General features: G+C 45.0%; 15 protein-coding genes. 9 read left to right on the top strand and 6 right to left on the bottom strand.

The annotated features are described in order from the left end of the window. The first annotated feature begins 67 nt into the window (after positions 1-67). From SNE26_RS19985 to SNE26_RS20000, 4 genes are all read left to right on the top strand, one after another. Complete coding sequence (locus tag SNE26_RS19985) at positions 68-2,254, top strand: hypothetical protein (RefSeq protein WP_321555664.1); 2,187 nt, start codon at positions 68-70, stop codon at positions 2,252-2,254. A gap of 336 nt (positions 2,255-2,590) precedes the next feature. Beyond that, positions 2,591-4,867, top strand: a complete 2,277-nt coding sequence (locus SNE26_RS19990; RefSeq protein ID WP_321555665.1) for a GH92 family glycosyl hydrolase — start codon at positions 2,591-2,593, stop codon at positions 4,865-4,867. 180 nt (positions 4,868-5,047) lie between these two features. Next, positions 5,048-5,683 carry a hypothetical protein gene (locus tag SNE26_RS19995; protein WP_321555666.1) on the top strand — a complete coding sequence of 212 codons (636 nt, stop codon included), beginning with the start codon at positions 5,048-5,050 and terminating at the stop codon, positions 5,681-5,683. Positions 5,684-5,768: 85 nt separating this feature from the next. After that, the gene (locus tag SNE26_RS20000; protein ID WP_321555667.1) at positions 5,769-6,326 is read left to right on the top strand and encodes a hypothetical protein; all 558 of its coding nucleotides are present in this window, start codon (positions 5,769-5,771) and stop codon (positions 6,324-6,326) included. Positions 6,327-6,377: 51 nt separating this feature from the next. On the opposite strand, the gene SNE26_RS20005 is transcribed toward SNE26_RS20000, so the two are convergent. From SNE26_RS20005 to SNE26_RS20015, 3 genes are all read right to left on the bottom strand, one after another. Continuing rightward, a complete protein-coding gene (locus SNE26_RS20005) occupies positions 6,378-7,283 on the bottom strand; it encodes a prohibitin family protein (RefSeq protein WP_321555668.1) in 906 nt (301 codons plus the stop codon). 271 nt (positions 7,284-7,554) lie between these two features. Then, positions 7,555-7,770 carry a DUF6358 family protein gene (locus SNE26_RS20010; RefSeq protein ID WP_321555669.1) on the bottom strand — a complete coding sequence of 72 codons (216 nt, stop codon included), beginning with the start codon at positions 7,768-7,770 and terminating at the stop codon, positions 7,555-7,557. Between the two features lie 2 nt (positions 7,771-7,772). Then, entirely contained in the window at positions 7,773-8,087 is a 315-nt protein-coding gene (locus SNE26_RS20015) for a rhodanese-like domain-containing protein (RefSeq protein WP_090531100.1), read from the bottom strand. Positions 8,088-8,203: 116 nt separating this feature from the next. Between SNE26_RS20015 and SNE26_RS20020 the strand changes: the two genes are divergently transcribed. Further along, positions 8,204-9,322, top strand: a complete 1,119-nt coding sequence (locus SNE26_RS20020; RefSeq protein WP_321555670.1) for a DUF4407 domain-containing protein — start codon at positions 8,204-8,206, stop codon at positions 9,320-9,322. A 142-nt stretch (positions 9,323-9,464) separates the two neighbouring features. Here the strand turns inward: SNE26_RS20020 and SNE26_RS20025 are convergent, their stop codons facing one another. Both SNE26_RS20025 and SNE26_RS20030 read right to left on the bottom strand, forming a co-directional pair. Further along, positions 9,465-10,400, bottom strand: a complete 936-nt coding sequence (locus SNE26_RS20025; protein ID WP_321554647.1) for an IS3 family transposase — start codon at positions 10,398-10,400, stop codon at positions 9,465-9,467. 8 nt (positions 10,401-10,408) lie between these two features. Beyond that, positions 10,409-10,810 carry a hypothetical protein gene (locus SNE26_RS20030; RefSeq protein WP_321555051.1) on the bottom strand — a complete coding sequence of 134 codons (402 nt, stop codon included), beginning with the start codon at positions 10,808-10,810 and terminating at the stop codon, positions 10,409-10,411. Between the two features lie 211 nt (positions 10,811-11,021). On the opposite strand from SNE26_RS20030, the gene SNE26_RS20035 reads away from it, so the two are divergent. Continuing rightward, a complete protein-coding gene (locus tag SNE26_RS20035) occupies positions 11,022-11,672 on the top strand; it encodes a DNA-3-methyladenine glycosylase 2 family protein (RefSeq protein ID WP_321555671.1) in 651 nt (216 codons plus the stop codon). A 76-nt stretch (positions 11,673-11,748) separates the two neighbouring features. Here the strand turns inward: SNE26_RS20035 and cphA are convergent, their stop codons facing one another. Next, positions 11,749-14,376: a cyanophycin synthetase gene (gene cphA, locus SNE26_RS20040; RefSeq protein WP_321555672.1), complete on the bottom strand. Its 2,628-nt coding sequence runs from the start codon at positions 14,374-14,376 to the stop codon at positions 11,749-11,751. 172 nt (positions 14,377-14,548) lie between these two features. On the opposite strand from cphA, the gene SNE26_RS20045 reads away from it, so the two are divergent. The 3 genes from SNE26_RS20045 (at position 14,549) to SNE26_RS20055 (ending at position 17,187) form a co-directional block, all read left to right on the top strand. After that, positions 14,549-15,469 carry a cyanophycinase gene (locus SNE26_RS20045; protein ID WP_321555673.1) on the top strand — a complete coding sequence of 307 codons (921 nt, stop codon included), beginning with the start codon at positions 14,549-14,551 and terminating at the stop codon, positions 15,467-15,469. A 71-nt stretch (positions 15,470-15,540) separates the two neighbouring features. Then, on the top strand, positions 15,541-16,383 hold the full coding sequence (locus tag SNE26_RS20050; protein WP_321555674.1) for an isoaspartyl peptidase/L-asparaginase: 843 nt from the start codon (positions 15,541-15,543) through the stop codon (positions 16,381-16,383). Between the two features lie 180 nt (positions 16,384-16,563). Next, positions 16,564-17,187, top strand: a complete 624-nt coding sequence (locus SNE26_RS20055; RefSeq protein WP_321555675.1) for a tetratricopeptide repeat protein — start codon at positions 16,564-16,566, stop codon at positions 17,185-17,187. Positions 17,188-17,290: the final 103 nt, after the last annotated feature.

The following is a 17,290-nucleotide window of genomic DNA, read 5'->3' on the forward strand; positions in this document are numbered from 1 at the left end:
GAATACCTGTGTGCGGGAGGGGCCAGGGAGTGGTTCTTCCCAAACACAGTTTTAATAAAATACAACTATGAAGAATACGCTACTTTTTTGTTGCGGACTTGCCTTTGCTGCCGGCGCTTATGCGCAGGATCCTAACCCGAAACCGGCATCCTTGAAAGAGAAAACTGCTTTTCAAACAAGCAGTCCGTGGAGGCCCGAAATTGATGTGCGATCAGACATTGCCATTGTTTATGGTACTAATGATCATCCAAACATGACCTTTGAGCAACGCGTAAAATCATGGCGAGACAGGGGGTATGATGTAAATTTTATGACCGGCATTGCCTGGGGCGATTACAAGGATTACTTTTGGGGCAAATGGGATGGTAAAAACCACCTTGGCGTTGGGCAGGTAACTCAAAGAGGCGATACTATTTTCCACGGTAAGGATATGCCTTACGTAGTGCCTGATGATTCCTTTATCGAATACATGAAAACCGCGGTGGTTAAGCGTGTGATAGATGTGGGTATCACCAACATTTTTTTAGAAGAACCAGAGTTTTGGGCCCGTGCAGGTTACAGCGCCGGCTTTAAAAATCAATGGCAAAAATATTACGGCTTCCCCTGGAAACCGCAGGACGCATCACCTGAAAATACTTACTTATCCAACAAACTGAAATATAACCTTTATTACGAAACCATAAAACAGGTATCATCATATGCCAAAGAGTACGGCAAAAGCAAGGGCATGAACATTAAAGTGTTCATAGCTACACACTCGCTGGTAAACTATTCGTCATGGCAAATTGTAAGCCCTGAAGCAAGTCTGGCATCATTGCCGGGTATTGACGGATATATTGCCCAGGTGTGGACAGGTACTTCTCGCGAGCCTACTTATTTTAACGGTAAGGAAAAGGAACGGGTGTTTGAAAACGCTTTCCTGGAATATGGTTCGGTAGTATCCATGACTGCTCCAACCGGTCGTAAAGTGTTTTTCCTTACCGACCCTATTGAAGACCGTGTGCACGACTGGAGCGATTATAAACGCAATTACCAGGCAACCTTTACCGCCAAATTGTTATACCCAATGGTTGCCGATTACGAGGTAATGCCATGGCCCGAAAGGATCTATACCCATCCTTACCCGGTGTTAGGTACTAATGAAAAAATACTCATCCCGCAGTTTTACTCAACCCAGATGCAGATCATGGTGAACGCGCTTAATGATATGCCTGTTTCAACCAATAAGGTATCGGGCGTTAACGGCATCGGTGTGCTGATGAGCAATACCCTGATGTTTCAGCGCTTTCCTACTCACAATGGGTTTGAAGATCCGCAGTTTTCCAATTTTTACGGACAAACTTTGCCGCTGGTAAAACGCGGCGTTCCGGTACAAACTGTGCACATGGAAAACCTGGGCTACTCGGCATCGCTTAAGGATATTAAAGTTTTGGTGATGAGCTACTCCAACATGAAACCTGTATCGGCCGAAGTTCATGAGCAGCTGGCGGCCTGGGTTAAACAGGGCGGTGTGTTGATCTACGCCGGTCGTGATGATGATCCTTATCAATCGGTAATGGAATGGTGGGATACCAAAGGGAACAGCTTCACCGCGCCATCGCAGCACCTGTTTAAACTATTGGGAGTAAACCCAACGGGCGACAATCAGCGTTTTGTTGTCGGCAAAGGTGCGGTTTATGTACTGAGGCAAAACCCTAAAGAGTTTGTAATGCAGGCCAATAATGACGAGACTTTCATTAACCTGGTAAAACAGGCTTATGAAAAAGATGCTGATGGCGGTAAGTTGAAATTTAAAAATAGTATGTATCTGGAACGCGGACCGTATGATGTTGTTTCGGTAATGGATGAAAATGCTGATAGCAAGCCATACGTGGTAAAAGGCCCGGTTATCGATCTCTTTGACCCGCAGTTACCTGTGTTGGATAAAAAAATCATCAACCCTAATGAGCAGGCCTTGTTATATGTAGTTAAGCGCGTTGCCGATAAAAAACAGCCAAAAGTATTGGCGTCGGCCTCAAGGGTTTATGATGAAGTTGTAACGGAAAACAGTTACACATTTGTGGCCAAAAGCCCCATAAAAACATTAAACAGTGCCCGGATTTTGTTGCCGGCGCAACCAACGGAAACAGTAGTTACCGATAACGAAGGAAAAACCATTACTGATGTAAAATCCTCCTGGGATAAATCATCAAAAACCTTGTACCTGGGCTTTGCCAACAGCCCTGACGGTATTAAGGTGAGTATTAAATGGTAAAAGGTTCTTTTTTGAGAGAAAGTTGGTTTATGCTTCTGTACATGAAATTTCGTGTGCGGAAGTTTTTTTGAAAAGAGATTGCGTAATTCGCTCAAGAAAATTGTCCTTGTATTGATAAATAGTTGTTCGGAAGATTTTTAATTCCCTCCCTCGGGAGGGGTGCGGTGGAAAGTGTTGTGCAGGGAAGGGGTTTATACTTCTCGCTAAGCGAATATGCATGGCGGTTAACCCCTCCCTGCACCCTCCCTGGGGAGGGAATCGCGCAGTCCCGTACCTTTTATTTCCTCCGAACACCTGTGTTGTATTGATTTGCAAATAAAGCACCCAAAATAATAAATGAAAAAGTTACTCCTTCTGGCGTTTGCCTTTTTACCGGCGGCACTTTCGGCACAAGAAAAGGTGTCGTCACCTGTCGATCTGATCAACCCGCTCATGGGCACGCAATCAAAGCCATCGCTCTCCAATGGTAACACCTACCCGGCAATAGCCCTGCCATGGGGGATGAACTTCTGGACGCCTCAAACCGGTAAAATGGGTGATGGATGGCAATATACCTATGACGCCGATAAGATCCTCGGTTTTAAACAAACCCACCAGCCATCGCCATGGATGAATGATTATGGTATGTTCTCCGTTTTTCCTGAAACCGGTGCGTTAAAACTGGACGAAAAAGATCGCGCCAGCTGGTTCTCGCACAAAGCCGAAACTGCAAAGCCGTATTACTACAGCGTTTACCTGGCCGATTATGATGTAACAACCGAAATTACACCTACCGAGCGTGCCGCCAGTTTCCAGTTCACTTTCCCTAAAGGCGACAGCTCACATATCGTGATCGACGCTTTTGATAAAGGCTCATACGTAAAGATCATTCCCGGTGAGCAAAAGATCATTGGTTACAGCACCAAGAACAGCGGCGCGGTACCTGCCAACTTCAAAAACTATTTTGTTATTTATGTAGATAAACCATTCGCGCTGGCTTCAGCATGGCATGATTGGAAGCAAGATGCCGGTCAGCTGGAATATACCGGCGACCATGCCGGAGCGGTGATCACCCTGAAAACCGCTAAAGGCGAAAAAGTTCATCTGAAAGTAGCTTCCTCATTCATCAGCATTGAGCAGGCTGAACTTAACCTGAAACGTGAGCTTGGTAACGACGATTTCGCCACAACCTGCCAAAAGGCAAAAGATACCTGGAACAAAACCCTGGGCCGTTTGGATGTTGAAGGCGGTACTATCGACCAAACCCGTACTTTTTACAGCAGCCTTTACCGCATGCTTTTCTTCCCCAACAAAATGTATGAGGTTGATGCCAGCGGGCAAAATGTGCATTACAGCCCCTTCAACGGCAAAATTGCGCCGGGGTATCTGTTTGCCGGTACCGGTTTCTGGGATACCTTCAGGGCGCTTTATCCTTTCCTGAACCTGGTTTATCCATCTATCAACAAGGAAATGCAGGAAGGCCTCATCAATGACTATAAAGAAGGCGGCTGGCTGCCCGAATGGTCGAGCCCGGGATATGCTGATTGTATGATCGGTAATAACTCGGCATCGGTAGTAGCCGAAGCTTACTTGAAAGGTTTACGCGGTTATGATATCGAAACATTATACCAGGCCCTTAAACACGGAGCTAACAATGAAGGCCCGAACGCGACAGGTCGCCGTGGTGTTCAATATTATAATACGCTGGGTTATGTGCCATATAATGTTAAGATTAATGAAAACGCTGCCCGTACGCTCGAGTATGCTTATGATGATTTTGCCATTTATCAATTAGGTAAGGCTTTAGGCAAACCCAAAAAAGAAATCGAGATCTACAAAAAGCGCAGCCAAAACTATCGCAACATTTTTGATCCGGAAACTAAACTGATGCGCGGTAAAAACCAGGATGGTACTTTTGAAACTCCGTTCAATCCATTTAAATGGGGCGATGCTTTTACAGAGGGTAACAGCTGGCACTACAGTTGGGGGGTGTTCCACGATATCCAGGGTTTAATAAACCTGATGGGTGGGAAGCAACAATTTGCAGCTAAACTGGATTCGGTGTTTGAAATGCCGCCGGTATTTGACGACAGTTATTACGGCGGCGTCATCCATGAGATCCGTGAAATGCAGATTGCGGGTATGGGCCAATATGCACACGGCAACCAGCCCATCCAGCATATGATCTACTTATATAATCATGCAGGCCAGCCATGGAAAACCCAATATTGGGTTCGCGAAGCTATGAACAGGCTTTACAGAGCCACCCCTGATGGCTATTGCGGGGATGAAGATAACGGCCAAACGTCGGCCTGGTACATTTTCTCGGCTATGGGCTTTTACCCGGTTACCCCGGCCAGCGATCAGTATGTTTTAGGTGCCCCGCTGTTTAAAAAAGTGACCGTTAATTTAGAGAACGGCAAAACCATCACCATCAACGCACCAAAAAACAGTGCAGATAACAAGTATGTAAACACCCTTACTGTTGATGGAAAACCATATACCAACAACTGGTTAAGCCATAAAGGGTTATTAAATGGTGCCGTGCTTGATTTTGATATGCAAGCCGCCCCGAATAAAGACAGAGGTACAAAAGATGCCGATGCGCCTTATTCAATGAGCAACGAGAAATAACCCGACCCAACCTTCCCCAATGGGGAGGGCTTTTTGTAGAGACGCATCACATGCGTCTCCAGCTATGCAGGTTAAATATGTATGGCGGGAGGCGCAGGTGATGCGTTTTTAGCTTTAGGGAGAATTAAGTTGCCTGAATAATTTTGTTTTTTGCTTACATTTAGCAACAAACGCTAAACCATGAAGTACCTTTTACTTTTCATATTTATCACAACTGCTTGTATTGTTAAAGCGCAGGATTTTGCGGCTTTAAAAGCGGAACAATCAAAAGCCGAACAGATCATATTGAATGATGAAGACCTGAAAACGATGATGGCATTTTATGATCCCGGGGCCAACAAAACTCAAAATAAACTTATTGCCTCTTTGCAGGCCAACGCCGGTAAACATATCCCACCGGTATTATTTACTATGGCCATGGTTTTATTTGGGCAGGAAAAATATAGCGATGCCTGTTTTTGGTTTTATGTAGCGCAATTAAGGGCAAGGTATGATGTAAACCGCAGTATAGATAAAACCGTATCGGCAGCCAACTGGAACGGCCCAATCGGGATGTCGATAAACGAATATGCGTTTAAGCATTTGGATACCTTAGAAAAGATTGTTCCCCGGGTTATAGCCTATGTAACCGCAAACGACGAGTTATATGATCAACGATGGATCAATGTTTTAACTGCCCCTGATAAGGTAAAAGACGAAGACATAGATAAGTTAAGCGTTGATAAAAGCCTTTGGCCTGGTATCAAGAAAGAAACAATAGATTCTTATTATGCCGATTTTAAAGAAGTTGTGAATAAAGCCACGCAAAAGCAATAAAAAGTATCCTTTTCAAGCAACATTTAGGGGTTGTTTATTTTGATTGGAGGATTTAATTTTATCTTTTTTGTAACTTGCCTTATCAATGAAAAGGCAAAAAACACACCGCTCAGTATTACTCGTATGCCTTTTGATGCTGCCTGTGCTCTTTGCTTTTTCCATGCGCCCCTCCGGCAAATACAATCTTGATTTTTTTACTACCCATAACCAATTTTACCTGTGCGATTCAGCGTTTACCGGCACTACCGGCGACACAACCTTTTGGAACAACGATGCCCAAAATGCGCGCTTAGGTACTACCGAAGATATCATCGGCATAAAAACAGCCAGTTACGGCCACATACGGGCCGAACTTAATGTGCTCAACACGGCCGACATCGAAAAGGATTTCGGCAAATACGACCATGTTGTAGAGGGCAGTGTAAAACTAAGTTCGGGCATTATGGAGGTCCTGAATTTCCCGGATACCAAAATCATCCTGAAAACCATTGTCACCCCGGCAAGATATCGCGTACGTATTTACTCGTACGCGGTAAAAAACGTGAACCCCGATGAGGATGAAGGCACCGACCATTACAAGATCACCCTTTGGCCGGGGGAAGGCAGGGAAAGGAAAGTGCTGAAAGCCTATAAGGCAGACTAAACTTTTACCCTCATCTCATGCCTTCCCGTTACGACAGGAACGTATTACTTTTTACTTATCACTTATCATGATTGGGTTTCCCTTGCCACCACCCATAATGATCACCTTGGTATTTGGCGAAAGCGCAATTTCCTTCTGGGCCTTTATGGCTTCATATTGCAGCTGTTTATCCGATAGCCCGGTGGAAAGGATGCGCTGATAATCGGCAATCCCTTGTGCTTCCACGCGTTTACGCTCGGCTTCCTGGCGTTCCTTTTGTAGCACGAACTCCATCTTCTGGGCATCCTGCTCGGCATTGATCTTTGATTCGATGCTGGCCCGTACCGAGGCGGGGAGTGTTATGTTACGCACCAGGATCTGCTGCAGTTCCAGTCCGCGTTTTTCAAAACTGGCGGTAATGTACCGGTTTATCTTATCCTGGAACTCCTGACGTTTGGTCGAATACAGATCGACAGCAGCATAAGCAACTGCATTATCACGAATGGCAGTACGCGAAACCGGGCGAACGATCTTATCCACATAGTTTTCGCCAATGTTCTGCATAATGTAAGGAGCTTTGTCGGGTTTTACTTTATACAGCACTGAAAGGTCGATGGTAACCTCAAGCCCATCTGATGAAAGCACCCGGATAGCATCATCACCTTCCTTTTGGCCCTCGTTATTTACCGCGCTCATGGTATAGGTTTGGGTCTGGACATCAAAGGTGGTGATCTCCACAACCGGGTTTACAATATGCAAACCGCTTTCAAGCACCTGGTCCTGTACCTTACCAAACAGGGCCTGCACACCTACTTTACCCGGTTCAATAACTTTAAACATGTTAAGTACCAAACCCAATACTACCATCGCTATACCTACCGCGGTTACCACGCCATTAAAGCGGCCGGCCGGCTCGGGCGAACGTTTGAGCACTATACCCACAATGAGTACAATAACTCCTAATACTGCTATAAACATGCAATGAAGTTAAGCTTTTTTTGCATGCTGCAAGCTTATTGTAAAAGAATGTTTTTTAGGGTGATTAGGGCTGTTAAATTGCCTGAGATTGGTGGTTGGCTTAGCATGATGGGCACAAGTTATCCGGGGCTCATTTCCGCCGCTCAAAACTTGCGCCAGGGAAAAAGAAGACTTACGAAGTTTCAAAAACTTCGTAAGTCTGTTATGCGATATGTTAAAGGATATTGTTAATTCGTGTAATTCGCTCTAATTCGAAAAAATTAGTGCTCAATTATTTCTTTTTCTGCGCACCCTTAACCTCTTTCACTTGCTGGGTCTCCTTAACCTCTTTCAAAAGTCTCAGCTTCATAAAAATAACAACTACACCAACAACCATGGCACCGGCCATGATCAGGTAGTTTTTTTCGGTGAACATTTTATAAGCCACAATAAAACACAAGGCTACACCCATGGTGTAAAGCACATTGAGCACCAGTTTAAAACCCATTATTAGTATACGTTTAATTCAGGGTCAATTTCGGCCTGCCATGCAAGGATCCCGCCTCTTAGGTTTGACAGGTTGGTAAAACCCTGCTGCTCCAGTTGCATAATGGCAGCCGCGCTGCGTTTACCGCTGCGGCACATTACTACTACCGGCTTGTCTTTACTTATCTTTTCCGATTCTATCAGCACGCCGCCAAGCGGTATAAGCTGTCCGCCAAGGTTTGAAGTTTCATATTCAAAATCTTCCCTAACGTCAATCAGTTGAAAGTCTTCGCCTTTGTCAATTTTTTCTTTTAGTTCCTGTACGGTTATCTCGTTCATGTTAAATGTAATTATAATTCAAAGGTAGTTTTTTTCTTAATCAAATATTTAGGCTTGTTATTTGTAACAATCAAAGTGTATGAGCGTTTCATATATGTTTACACAATAATTACTTAATGAAAAAAGTTACTCGCTTTTTCTGGTTCTGTTCAGGAGCACATATCGATACCCTAAAAAAGTACCCAATTGAACATAATAAGTATGTTGGTATTGGGGCAACCATATTTTTTACCGCTTTATTCGCGGCCTTATCCGGTGGCTATGCCATGTACTTTGTTTTTAATGGTGACGCATTTGCTGTAGGTTTTGCTATACTTTTTGGCCTGCTATGGGGAACTGCCATTTTTAACATGGACCGCTACATTGTATCCAGCATCAATAAAGAAGGTACAACCAACCAGCAGATCCTGCAGGCATCACCGCGTATTTTGCTGGCCATTATGATAGGTATAGTGATATCGCGCCCGCTCGAACTCAAGATCTTCGATAAAGAGATTCGCCAGAAGTTAAAAACCGCTTATCTTAAAGGCCAGCGCAGCAAGATCGATACCCTTGAAAAAACCTACATGCAAAAATATGCCATGGAGCTGGGTAAAAATACCGACCTGAAAAAAGAAAAGGACTCGCTGGAGCGGGATATTAACCGTTCGCGCTACCAGCTTAACCAGGAGGTTTTTGGCGATAAAACCAATCAAACGTCGGGCATTACCGGTTATGGCACATATGCCAAGCAAAAGCAGGCCGTACTGGAAGAAAAGGAAGTCCGCCTTAAAACCGTTACCGATAATTTAGGGCAGATGGACCAGTACCTGAGCGCCCGTAAGGATTATGAGGGTTTAAACGGCACGCGCCTTTTTACCGAACATCAGCTGGATAGCCTGTCTGCCATAGCAGGTTTCTCCGACCGTAACTGGGCGTTAGGGCAACTCACCTACACCGAAAACGGCAAGCGCGACCTGGATACGTATCTCGCTATCTCCTTTATTGGCTACCTGTTTATTCTGTTTGAATGTTTGCCGGTGTTTGTAAAACTGATGTCGCCCAAAGGGCCTTATGATACAGCCATCGCTAAAACCGCCGAAGCCAATATTCATCTTGCCGAGCGCGATAAGGAACGCGATATGGCTGTTACCGATAATATTTATGACCATAACCTGGATACAGATATCCAGCGGCGAAAGAAGATCATCAGCTCACAATCTGATTATGATTTTGAGCGGCATAGTTATGAGTAAGCGACTTGTTTTGCCAATCAAAAAGGAGGCACCTACGGAGCCAACGCGCTGTTGTTAATAAATTCTATAAACATGATACTCCTACGGAGTTTTGAAGTTTGTCTCGTCCTAAAAAAAGTTTACATTTTATGAGATAGTCCTGTTATGTATTTACAAGTGTAGTGATGTCCTGTGATACGTTTACAATGTTAGTGTTTTTGCGATAATAGTTCTTCCACAATTTTTGAGGTAGCAAGCTTTTATCATGCACATGTTGGGGCGTTAGCAGACCGATACTGAAGTGTGGCCGGTGTTTGTTATACAACTCGATAGCTCTATCCAGTAATTGTTTTGCTTGTTGCTTATTCTCAGGCCGGTGATGCTTAAGATATTCTTCTTTAAGAATGCCGTTCATTCGTTCAGCAACGGCATTCTCTAATGGGTCACCGTTCTCGGTCATACTGATCTTGATGTATCTGTCCTGTAATAGCTTTACATAGCTTTCTGTGCAATATTGCACTCCCCGGTCCGAGTGATGTATAAGTGCCTCCGGCAATTGTTCAGGCAGGTCTTTTAAAGCCATTTTCAAGGCCTGTATCGTTTCGATCGTTTCTAAGGTATCAGCCAAATGATAGCCAACTACTTTGTGCGAATAAGCGTCCGTTATCAAACTGATGTACAAATGTTCTTCTTTTACTTTCCAGTAGGTGATATCGCTTACCCACAGTTGGTTAGGCCTGACGACCTCCAGGCTGCGTATGATATTCGGCCATCTGTTGAACCGGTGACCCGACCAGGTCGTCACATGCCGCCTGCGGCGTTTCTTTACTAACAGTCCATTAGCTGACAACAGGTCGAACAGTGCATCCCGTCCCATTTTAATGCCATGATCAAGCAAAAAAGGGTGCAGCTTTTCATAAAGCTTCCTGCCACCCATTGCCCGGTGGTCTTGGCGAATGCTGACAACCTCCTGCAATATAAGTGTATCCTCTATTCCAGATGCTTCTTGTTGCCAAAAGTGCTGATAATAGGCCTGACGGGTAATACCAAGTAACCGACATAATCGTACAAGGCTGATCCTTGTATACATGTCTTTCATCTCATGGATCACTTGGTATCCGACTTTTTTCGGATAGGAATATTAAGATCACGTTCAGCAATCTCGATCATACGCTTGTACATTTCACTGCGAAGCTGCTCATCTTCAAGCTGACGTTCGAGTTCTTTGATGCGTTGTTGTTCTTGCGACAAGGCACCTGTAGGCGGATCTTTATGGGGCTTCTTTGCGGGCAAGGATAGTGGTTTTACTGATGACAAATATCTGTCTTTTTCCGAAACTTCTGCATAACCTAACTTCTGCATCCAACGCGTTATGCCACTATGTATCTTGATATCATATTTCCTCAACAACGCCTTTTGACTAACACTGCCAGCCAAATACTCTTTGATAACTGAATGCTTAAATTCAAGTGAATAATGTCCTTTTCCATCAATAATGATCTTTTCCATGTAGTTTATTTTTGTGTAAACTCATTTCAGGACAAGACACTTTGCTTTCGCACTCCATAGGAGTATCCGTGTTTGTAGCCAAAGAGAACAGAAATATTGGCTCCGTAGGTGCCTCCTTAACCATAGCAGGGGCCGTGAGGTATTTATTACAGGACATAAATCTTTTGCGGTTTCATCCTAATCACGCATCTTGCAAACATATTATCAACCTATGTTTGAGCAATTTTCACATTCAAATTATCATTCCATTTGTGATCAACTCGCAGCCGGCGACCCGGATTTGGCCCTGATTATCCAAAATCATGGCTATCCGCCCCTATGGTCACGGCCTAATACTTTTGAAACATTGGTGCACATCATTCTGGAGCAGCAGGTGTCCCTGGCCTCGGCATTGTCGGCTTTAAATAAGCTGAGGGAGCGGGTACAGGAAATTACCCCGGTCAGGGTTTTGTTACTTACCGACGAAGAATTTAAAGCCTGCTATTGCAGCCGCCAAAAAACAGCCTATATCAAATACCTTGCAGAAGCCATTATCAGCGGGCAAATCGATCTTGAAGCTATGGAACAAATGCCTGATGACGTTATCCGCGCTAAACTAACTGCCCTCAAAGGCATCGGTAACTGGACTACAGATGTGTACCTAATGTTTGTACTGCAGCATGCCGATGTTTTTCCTATCGGGGATCTGGCCGCGGTGAATGCGCTTAAACGGGTAAAAAATCTGCCAAAAGATATTACAAAGGAAGAGTTGTTAGCGGTGACCGAACAATGGAAACCTTACCGCACGGTAGCGGCGATGTTGTTATGGCATTATTATTTAGCCCCCCGGCCCCCTAAAGGGGGAGTTAAAAAGAAAGGTTAATAAGCAAAAAACGCATTGGCTTTGCCAATGCGTTTGCATGTATTTAGCAAAGCTCCCCCTTTAGGTGGCAGGGCTGTCATACATTAAACAACCCGTTTCTTTCCTGCTCCTGGTAATCCTGTACAGTTTCAATGGCATTATCAATCACATCACTCAAAGCGGTTATGAAAGTACCGGGCTGGGCCAGGCTCATGGCGTGCTTAATGGCATCAACTTCTTTTGGTACTACCTCAACCTTTTTATCAGGATCAACCGAGTAAATTCCTTCCTTAAGTAAACCGATAATATTTTCGGCAGTGCGGCCGCGCAGGTGTTTCTCCTGGCGCAGGATAATATAATCAAACATCTCGGCCGATAGCTTGCCCAACTCGCGGATGTCGTCGTCGCGCCTGTCGCCGGTGCCGGCTATGATACCAATTTTAAGCGGCGAATCGATATGCTTTAAAAATTCCTTGATGCCGGTATAGCCATCCGGGTTGTGGGCAAAATCTATCATGAAACGAAAATCCTTAAACTCAAAGATGTTCATACGGCCCGGCGTTTGTGATGCCGATGGGATAAAGGTTTCGAGCGAGATCTTGATGTCTTCAGTTTTAAATCCCCATAAAAAAGTAGCCAGCGTTGCTGCAAGCACATTCTCAATCATGAAGGGCACAGTACCACCAAATGTAAGCGGGATCAGGATAGTACGCTGTACGCGGATCTTCCAGTCGCCTTTTAAAATGGTGATAAAGCCGTTTTCACAAATGGCAGCAATGCCCCCTTTTTTGCAATGCGATTTAATGATCGGGTTATTTTCATTGCGGCTAAAGTAGGCGATGTTACATTCGGCCTTTTTGCCGATGCGTACGCAATATTCATTGTCGGCATTTAAAACTCCCCAGCCATCCTTCTTAACCGAGTTAAGCACCACGCTTTTCACGCGGGAAAGGTCTTCCAATGAGTGGATATCCGATAAGCCAAGGTGATCTTCCTGGATATTGGTAACTACACCTATATCGCAAAATCCAAAACCGAGGCCCGAGCGCAGGATGCCTCCGCGGGCGGTTTCCAATACCGCGAAATCAACTGTCGGGTCTTTTAAAATAAACTCGGAACTTACCGGACCGGTGGTATCGCCCTTCAGCATCATGTTGTTTTGTACGTAGATCCCATCTGATGTAGTAAAACCTACCCTGTGCCCGTTGTTTTTAACAATGTGCGCTATTAAGCGGGTGGTAGTGGTTTTACCGTTGGTGCCCGTAATGGCGATGATAGGGATCCGGGCCGATTTACCGGCCGGGTAAAGCATATCAATCACGTGCCCGGCTACGTTACGTGGCAGGCCCTCACTTGGCGCGATGTGCATCCTGAAGCCCGGCGCGGCATTAACTTCCAGTATCACGCCACCGGTATCGGTAAGCGGCTCGGTAAGGTTTTGCGCCATAATGTCGATTCCGCAAATATCCAGGCCGATGATTTTGGAGATGCGTTCGCAAATAAAAATATTTTGCGGGTGTATATGATCGGTAACATCAACCGAAGTACCGCCGGTGCTAAGGTTAGCTGTCGATTTTACGTAAACCACCTCATCCTTCGCTGGTATGGTTTCCAGTGTGTAACCTTTCTTTTCCAGCAGGTCGAGCGTATCACGGTCGATAGAAATTTCGGTAAGCACATTTTCATGACCATAACCACGGCGCGGGTCGGTATTTTCCAGGTCGATCAATTCCTGGATATTCGACCTTCCGTCGCCGGTAATATGGGCCGGTTTGCGGAGGGCGGCGGCAACCATTTTATTATCGATCACCAACACCCTGAAGTCAAAGCCGGTAACATAACGCTCCACAATTACACGGCGCGAAATTTTGGCGGCGTGCTCATAGGCTTCAATAGCCTCCTCTTCAGTTTTTATGTTGATAGAAATGCCACGGCCATGGTTGCCATCAAGCGGTTTAAATACCAGCGGGAAGCCCACTTTGCGGATGGCATCAGGCACAGCCGATGCTGATGATATGGTTACGCCTTTAGCTACAGGGATAGCCTGCTCCTGTAATAAACGCTTGGTTTCTTCCTTATTACTGGCAATATCAACGGCTATACTGCTGGTTTTTTCGGTCATGGTAGCGCGGAAACGTACCTGGTTTTTGCCGTAACCCAGCTGCACCAACGATTGATTGTTAAGCCTGATCCATGGGATATCCCTTGCAATAGCTTCTTCCACAATTGACCCGGTACTTGGCCCCAGGCGGGTATTTTCCCTGATCTCGCGCATTTGCTGAATATCAGCGTCCAGGTTGTAATCCTCGCCTTTTATCAGCGCTTCGGTTATGCGTACGGCAGATTCGGCTGCAAAAACGCCAACTTTCTCTTCCAGGTAAGCAAACACTACATTGTACACGCCCCTTGTTTTGGTTTCGCGGGTACGGCCGAAACCGGTATCCATACCGGCAAGGGTTTGGATCTCTAAGGCGATGTGCTCAATAACATGGCCCATCCAGGTGCCGGCAATCACCCGCTGAAAAAAACCGCCGGGTACACCGGGCGAGCAGCGGTGGCTGTATAACGATGGCAGCAGCTTTTCAAGCCGCTCATAAAAGCCTTCTATTTCGTTGGAGGGGCGGTGTTCCATCTCCTGCAGATCAAGCCGCATTTGTATTAATTTTTTGCGCCTGATGCTCCAAATGTTGGGTCCGCGTAGTACCTGGATATTCTCGATCTTCATTATGTAGAATGCTATTTTTTTGTCAGTCTAATTTTCCCCTTAAAACTATAAAACATAACACGGGAATAAAATTTTTGATGGCAAAAAGCCATTATTTATTATTAGTTCCTGTGTTTGTGCATGTTTTTGTCGTAATTTGTATATAGTTGTATTAAGATATTGTGAAATAATCATGATTGTCCCGAAAGGTAAACTAATAATTATAGGTGGCGCGGTTGATATGGGGAGTAATGTTACTCTTCAGGAGCACATTTTGCAACCGGATTATATCAAATTTTTTGAACAGGGCATATTAAGGCGGATAATTAACGAATCGGCAAAGCATGAAGGCTCACAAATTGAAGTAATCACCACTGCTTCACAAATTCCGGAGCTTGTAGGTGCGGAGTATATTAAAGCCTTCGGCCAGCTCAACGTTACTAATGTTAATGTACTGCACATCAAAAGCCGCGAGGATGCGGGCAATAAAGTTTATCTCGACCGTATTCGCAAAGCCGATGTGGTGATGTTCAGCGGCGGCGACCAGCTCCGGCTTACAGCTATTTTTGGCGGTACCGAATTTTTACAGATCCTTAAACAGCGTTATCAAAAAGAAGATTTCGTTATCGCCGGTACTTCGGCAGGTGCTGCGGCAGCTTCAACACACATGATTTACCGCGGGCAAAGCAACGAAGCCCTTGTAAAAGGCGAGGTACAGATAACCGCCGGCCTTGGCTTTATCGACTCGGTTATTGTTGATACACACTTTGTACAGCGCGGCCGCATAGGCCGGTTAATGTATGCTGTAGCAACCAACCCGGGTATTTTAGGAATAGGTTTGGGCGAGGATACAGGCTTGCTTATTACCGAAGGTTATATGATGGAAGCTATCGGCTCGGGCCTCATCATTTTGGTTGATGGCCGCAACATCGTATCAACCAATATTTATGATGTGGAGCTCGGCTCGCCAATATCTATCGAAAACCTGAGGGTGCATGTCATGTCGATATTTGATAAGTACGACCTGATCCAGCACCGTTTAATCATAAAAAAGAGCGTGAAAGTTGAAGAAGGTGTTTTTATACATGCACCGGGCAGCAATCTTTTACAATAATTTAAACTGCATAAAGTTCTTATAAACACCCTGGCCTTATTTATGCAGGTACATCTACTTAATTTATAATTATGAAAATAATTATTCACGGCGGTTTTTTTAGCGAATCGCATACCAACCAGGAAGTAAAGCTGGCCAAACAGGAGGCCCTGAACGGCATAGTGCAGTTAGGATATAACTACCTGCAACATCATACCGCTGCAGAAACAGTGGTTTATGCTGTGAGGCTGCTTGAAGACTGCGAGCTTTTTAACGCAGGCACCGGCTCACAGATCCAAAGCGATGGCAAGATCCGTTTGAGTGCTGCGCTAATGGATGGTAAAACCCAGCGTTTTTCGGGCGTTATTAATATTGAGGACGTTAAAAACCCTATCTGCGTAGCTGAAAAACTACAAGCCTATGATGACCGTGTATTGAGCGGCAAAGGAGCATGCGATTTTGCTATAGAAAACGGTCATAAATATTATAACCCCGAAATCCCGCAGCGCCGTCACGAATACGAACAAAAGCTCAGCGATTCCATCAGGCTTGGCACCGTGGGCTGCGTTGCATTGGATGTACATGGCAACCTGGCTGCCGCAACGAGTACCGGCGGCAAAGGTTTTGAAATCCCCGGCCGTGTTAGTGATTCGGCCACTACTGCAGGAAATTATGCCAATGAGTTTGCCGGCGTTTCATGTACCGGCGTAGGTGAAGATATTGTAAGCGGCTCGGTAGCTGTTAAAATTGTTACACGCGTAACCGATGGCATGACCCTTATGGCCGCTACCGAAAAAACTCTCGATGAAATGAAGCCTTACGATGGCTTTGCCGGTGTGATAGGGATTACTACAGACGGACAGATCTATCACTCCGATACCCACCCTTATATGGTTTGGGCCCTGCACGACGGCGATATTGAGATCTTTAACTAAAACCTAAATTTATTTTTCCCGTAGAAAGGCATAAGTTCAGCATCTGTAAAATAACGGTGGCATTTAGGCGTTTACGTATTTACTGCTTTTTACAGGTATTGTTTTCCCGTTAACAAATATTTACATTTGTTAAGCTGATTAATTTAAAATTACACAGTTTAAACCCAGGAAAAAGATTAAATGAGATATTTCCTACTTATTATTTTATGCGCTGTTGGGTTCGATGCATCAGCGCAATGGTATTACAAGCCGTTCAATAAGCGTACCCGGTCTCCGCAAATGGCTTATGCACAAAGCCATTCTATCAAAAGGCTGCCCGTTCCTGCAATGGCTAAAGTAAAGATCCGCCCGTTTACCATTGAACATACCCCATATGTGCTGGCCATGATCGAGGAATCGGTGATGAAAACCGCGCAGCACAATATGCGTTTTCATGTGTACAATGCCGCCAGCTACAACTTTAGCGACCTGGCCCAGATGTATATGAAGCAGAACCGCCTGGCCGAGGCCAAATGGTTCCTGCTGCAAAGCATTTCTATATCGCGCCAGCAAAACGACGACAGGCATACCATAGCCAACCTGCTTGACCTTGCAACTGTAAAAGCTGATTACGGCGATTACGCACAGGCCAAACAGGATCTGGCCGAAGCCCGCCAACTTGCTGTTGCCCGCGGTTTAACTTTTGACCTGGCTACTGTAGAGAAAAAAACGCGCTATTTACAGGACAATAAATTTAACACGCTGCGCACCGAAACCCACTTTGCCGAAACCGCCGATGCAGGCACGAAAACAGTTAACAAATAATATTTATTTGTAACAAAAGCGTAAAATGGTGCTGCCTGCATACTATTAGTAAAACATAATCGTATTATTGTTATTAGTAATTAAGAGACAGCATATTGACTGT

It is taken from the genome of Mucilaginibacter sp. cycad4, from assembly GCF_034263275.1.
In the GTDB taxonomy this organism is placed as follows: domain Bacteria; phylum Bacteroidota; class Bacteroidia; order Sphingobacteriales; family Sphingobacteriaceae; genus Mucilaginibacter.

Coding starts and splice junctions, on each gene's coding strand:
- SNE26_RS19985 (WP_321555664.1), top strand. CDS start 68: ATGAAGAATACGCTACTTTTTTGTTGCGGACTTGCCTTTGCTGCCGGC.
- SNE26_RS19990 (WP_321555665.1), top strand. CDS start 2,591: ATGAAAAAGTTACTCCTTCTGGCGTTTGCCTTTTTACCGGCGGCACTT.
- SNE26_RS19995 (WP_321555666.1), top strand. CDS start 5,048: ATGAAGTACCTTTTACTTTTCATATTTATCACAACTGCTTGTATTGTT.
- SNE26_RS20000 (WP_321555667.1), top strand. CDS start 5,769: ATGAAAAGGCAAAAAACACACCGCTCAGTATTACTCGTATGCCTTTTG.
- SNE26_RS20005 (WP_321555668.1), bottom strand. CDS start 7,283: ATGTTTATAGCAGTATTAGGAGTTATTGTACTCATTGTGGGTATAGTG.
- SNE26_RS20010 (WP_321555669.1), bottom strand. CDS start 7,770: ATGGGTTTTAAACTGGTGCTCAATGTGCTTTACACCATGGGTGTAGCC.
- SNE26_RS20015 (WP_090531100.1), bottom strand. CDS start 8,087: ATGAACGAGATAACCGTACAGGAACTAAAAGAAAAAATTGACAAAGGC.
- SNE26_RS20020 (WP_321555670.1), top strand. CDS start 8,204: ATGAAAAAAGTTACTCGCTTTTTCTGGTTCTGTTCAGGAGCACATATC.
- SNE26_RS20025 (WP_321554647.1), bottom strand. CDS start 10,400: ATGAAAGACATGTATACAAGGATCAGCCTTGTACGATTATGTCGGTTA.
- SNE26_RS20030 (WP_321555051.1), bottom strand. CDS start 10,810: ATGGAAAAGATCATTATTGATGGAAAAGGACATTATTCACTTGAATTT.
- SNE26_RS20035 (WP_321555671.1), top strand. CDS start 11,022: ATGTTTGAGCAATTTTCACATTCAAATTATCATTCCATTTGTGATCAA.
- cphA (WP_321555672.1), bottom strand. CDS start 14,376: ATGAAGATCGAGAATATCCAGGTACTACGCGGACCCAACATTTGGAGC.
- SNE26_RS20045 (WP_321555673.1), top strand. CDS start 14,549: ATGATTGTCCCGAAAGGTAAACTAATAATTATAGGTGGCGCGGTTGAT.
- SNE26_RS20050 (WP_321555674.1), top strand. CDS start 15,541: ATGAAAATAATTATTCACGGCGGTTTTTTTAGCGAATCGCATACCAAC.
- SNE26_RS20055 (WP_321555675.1), top strand. CDS start 16,564: ATGAGATATTTCCTACTTATTATTTTATGCGCTGTTGGGTTCGATGCA.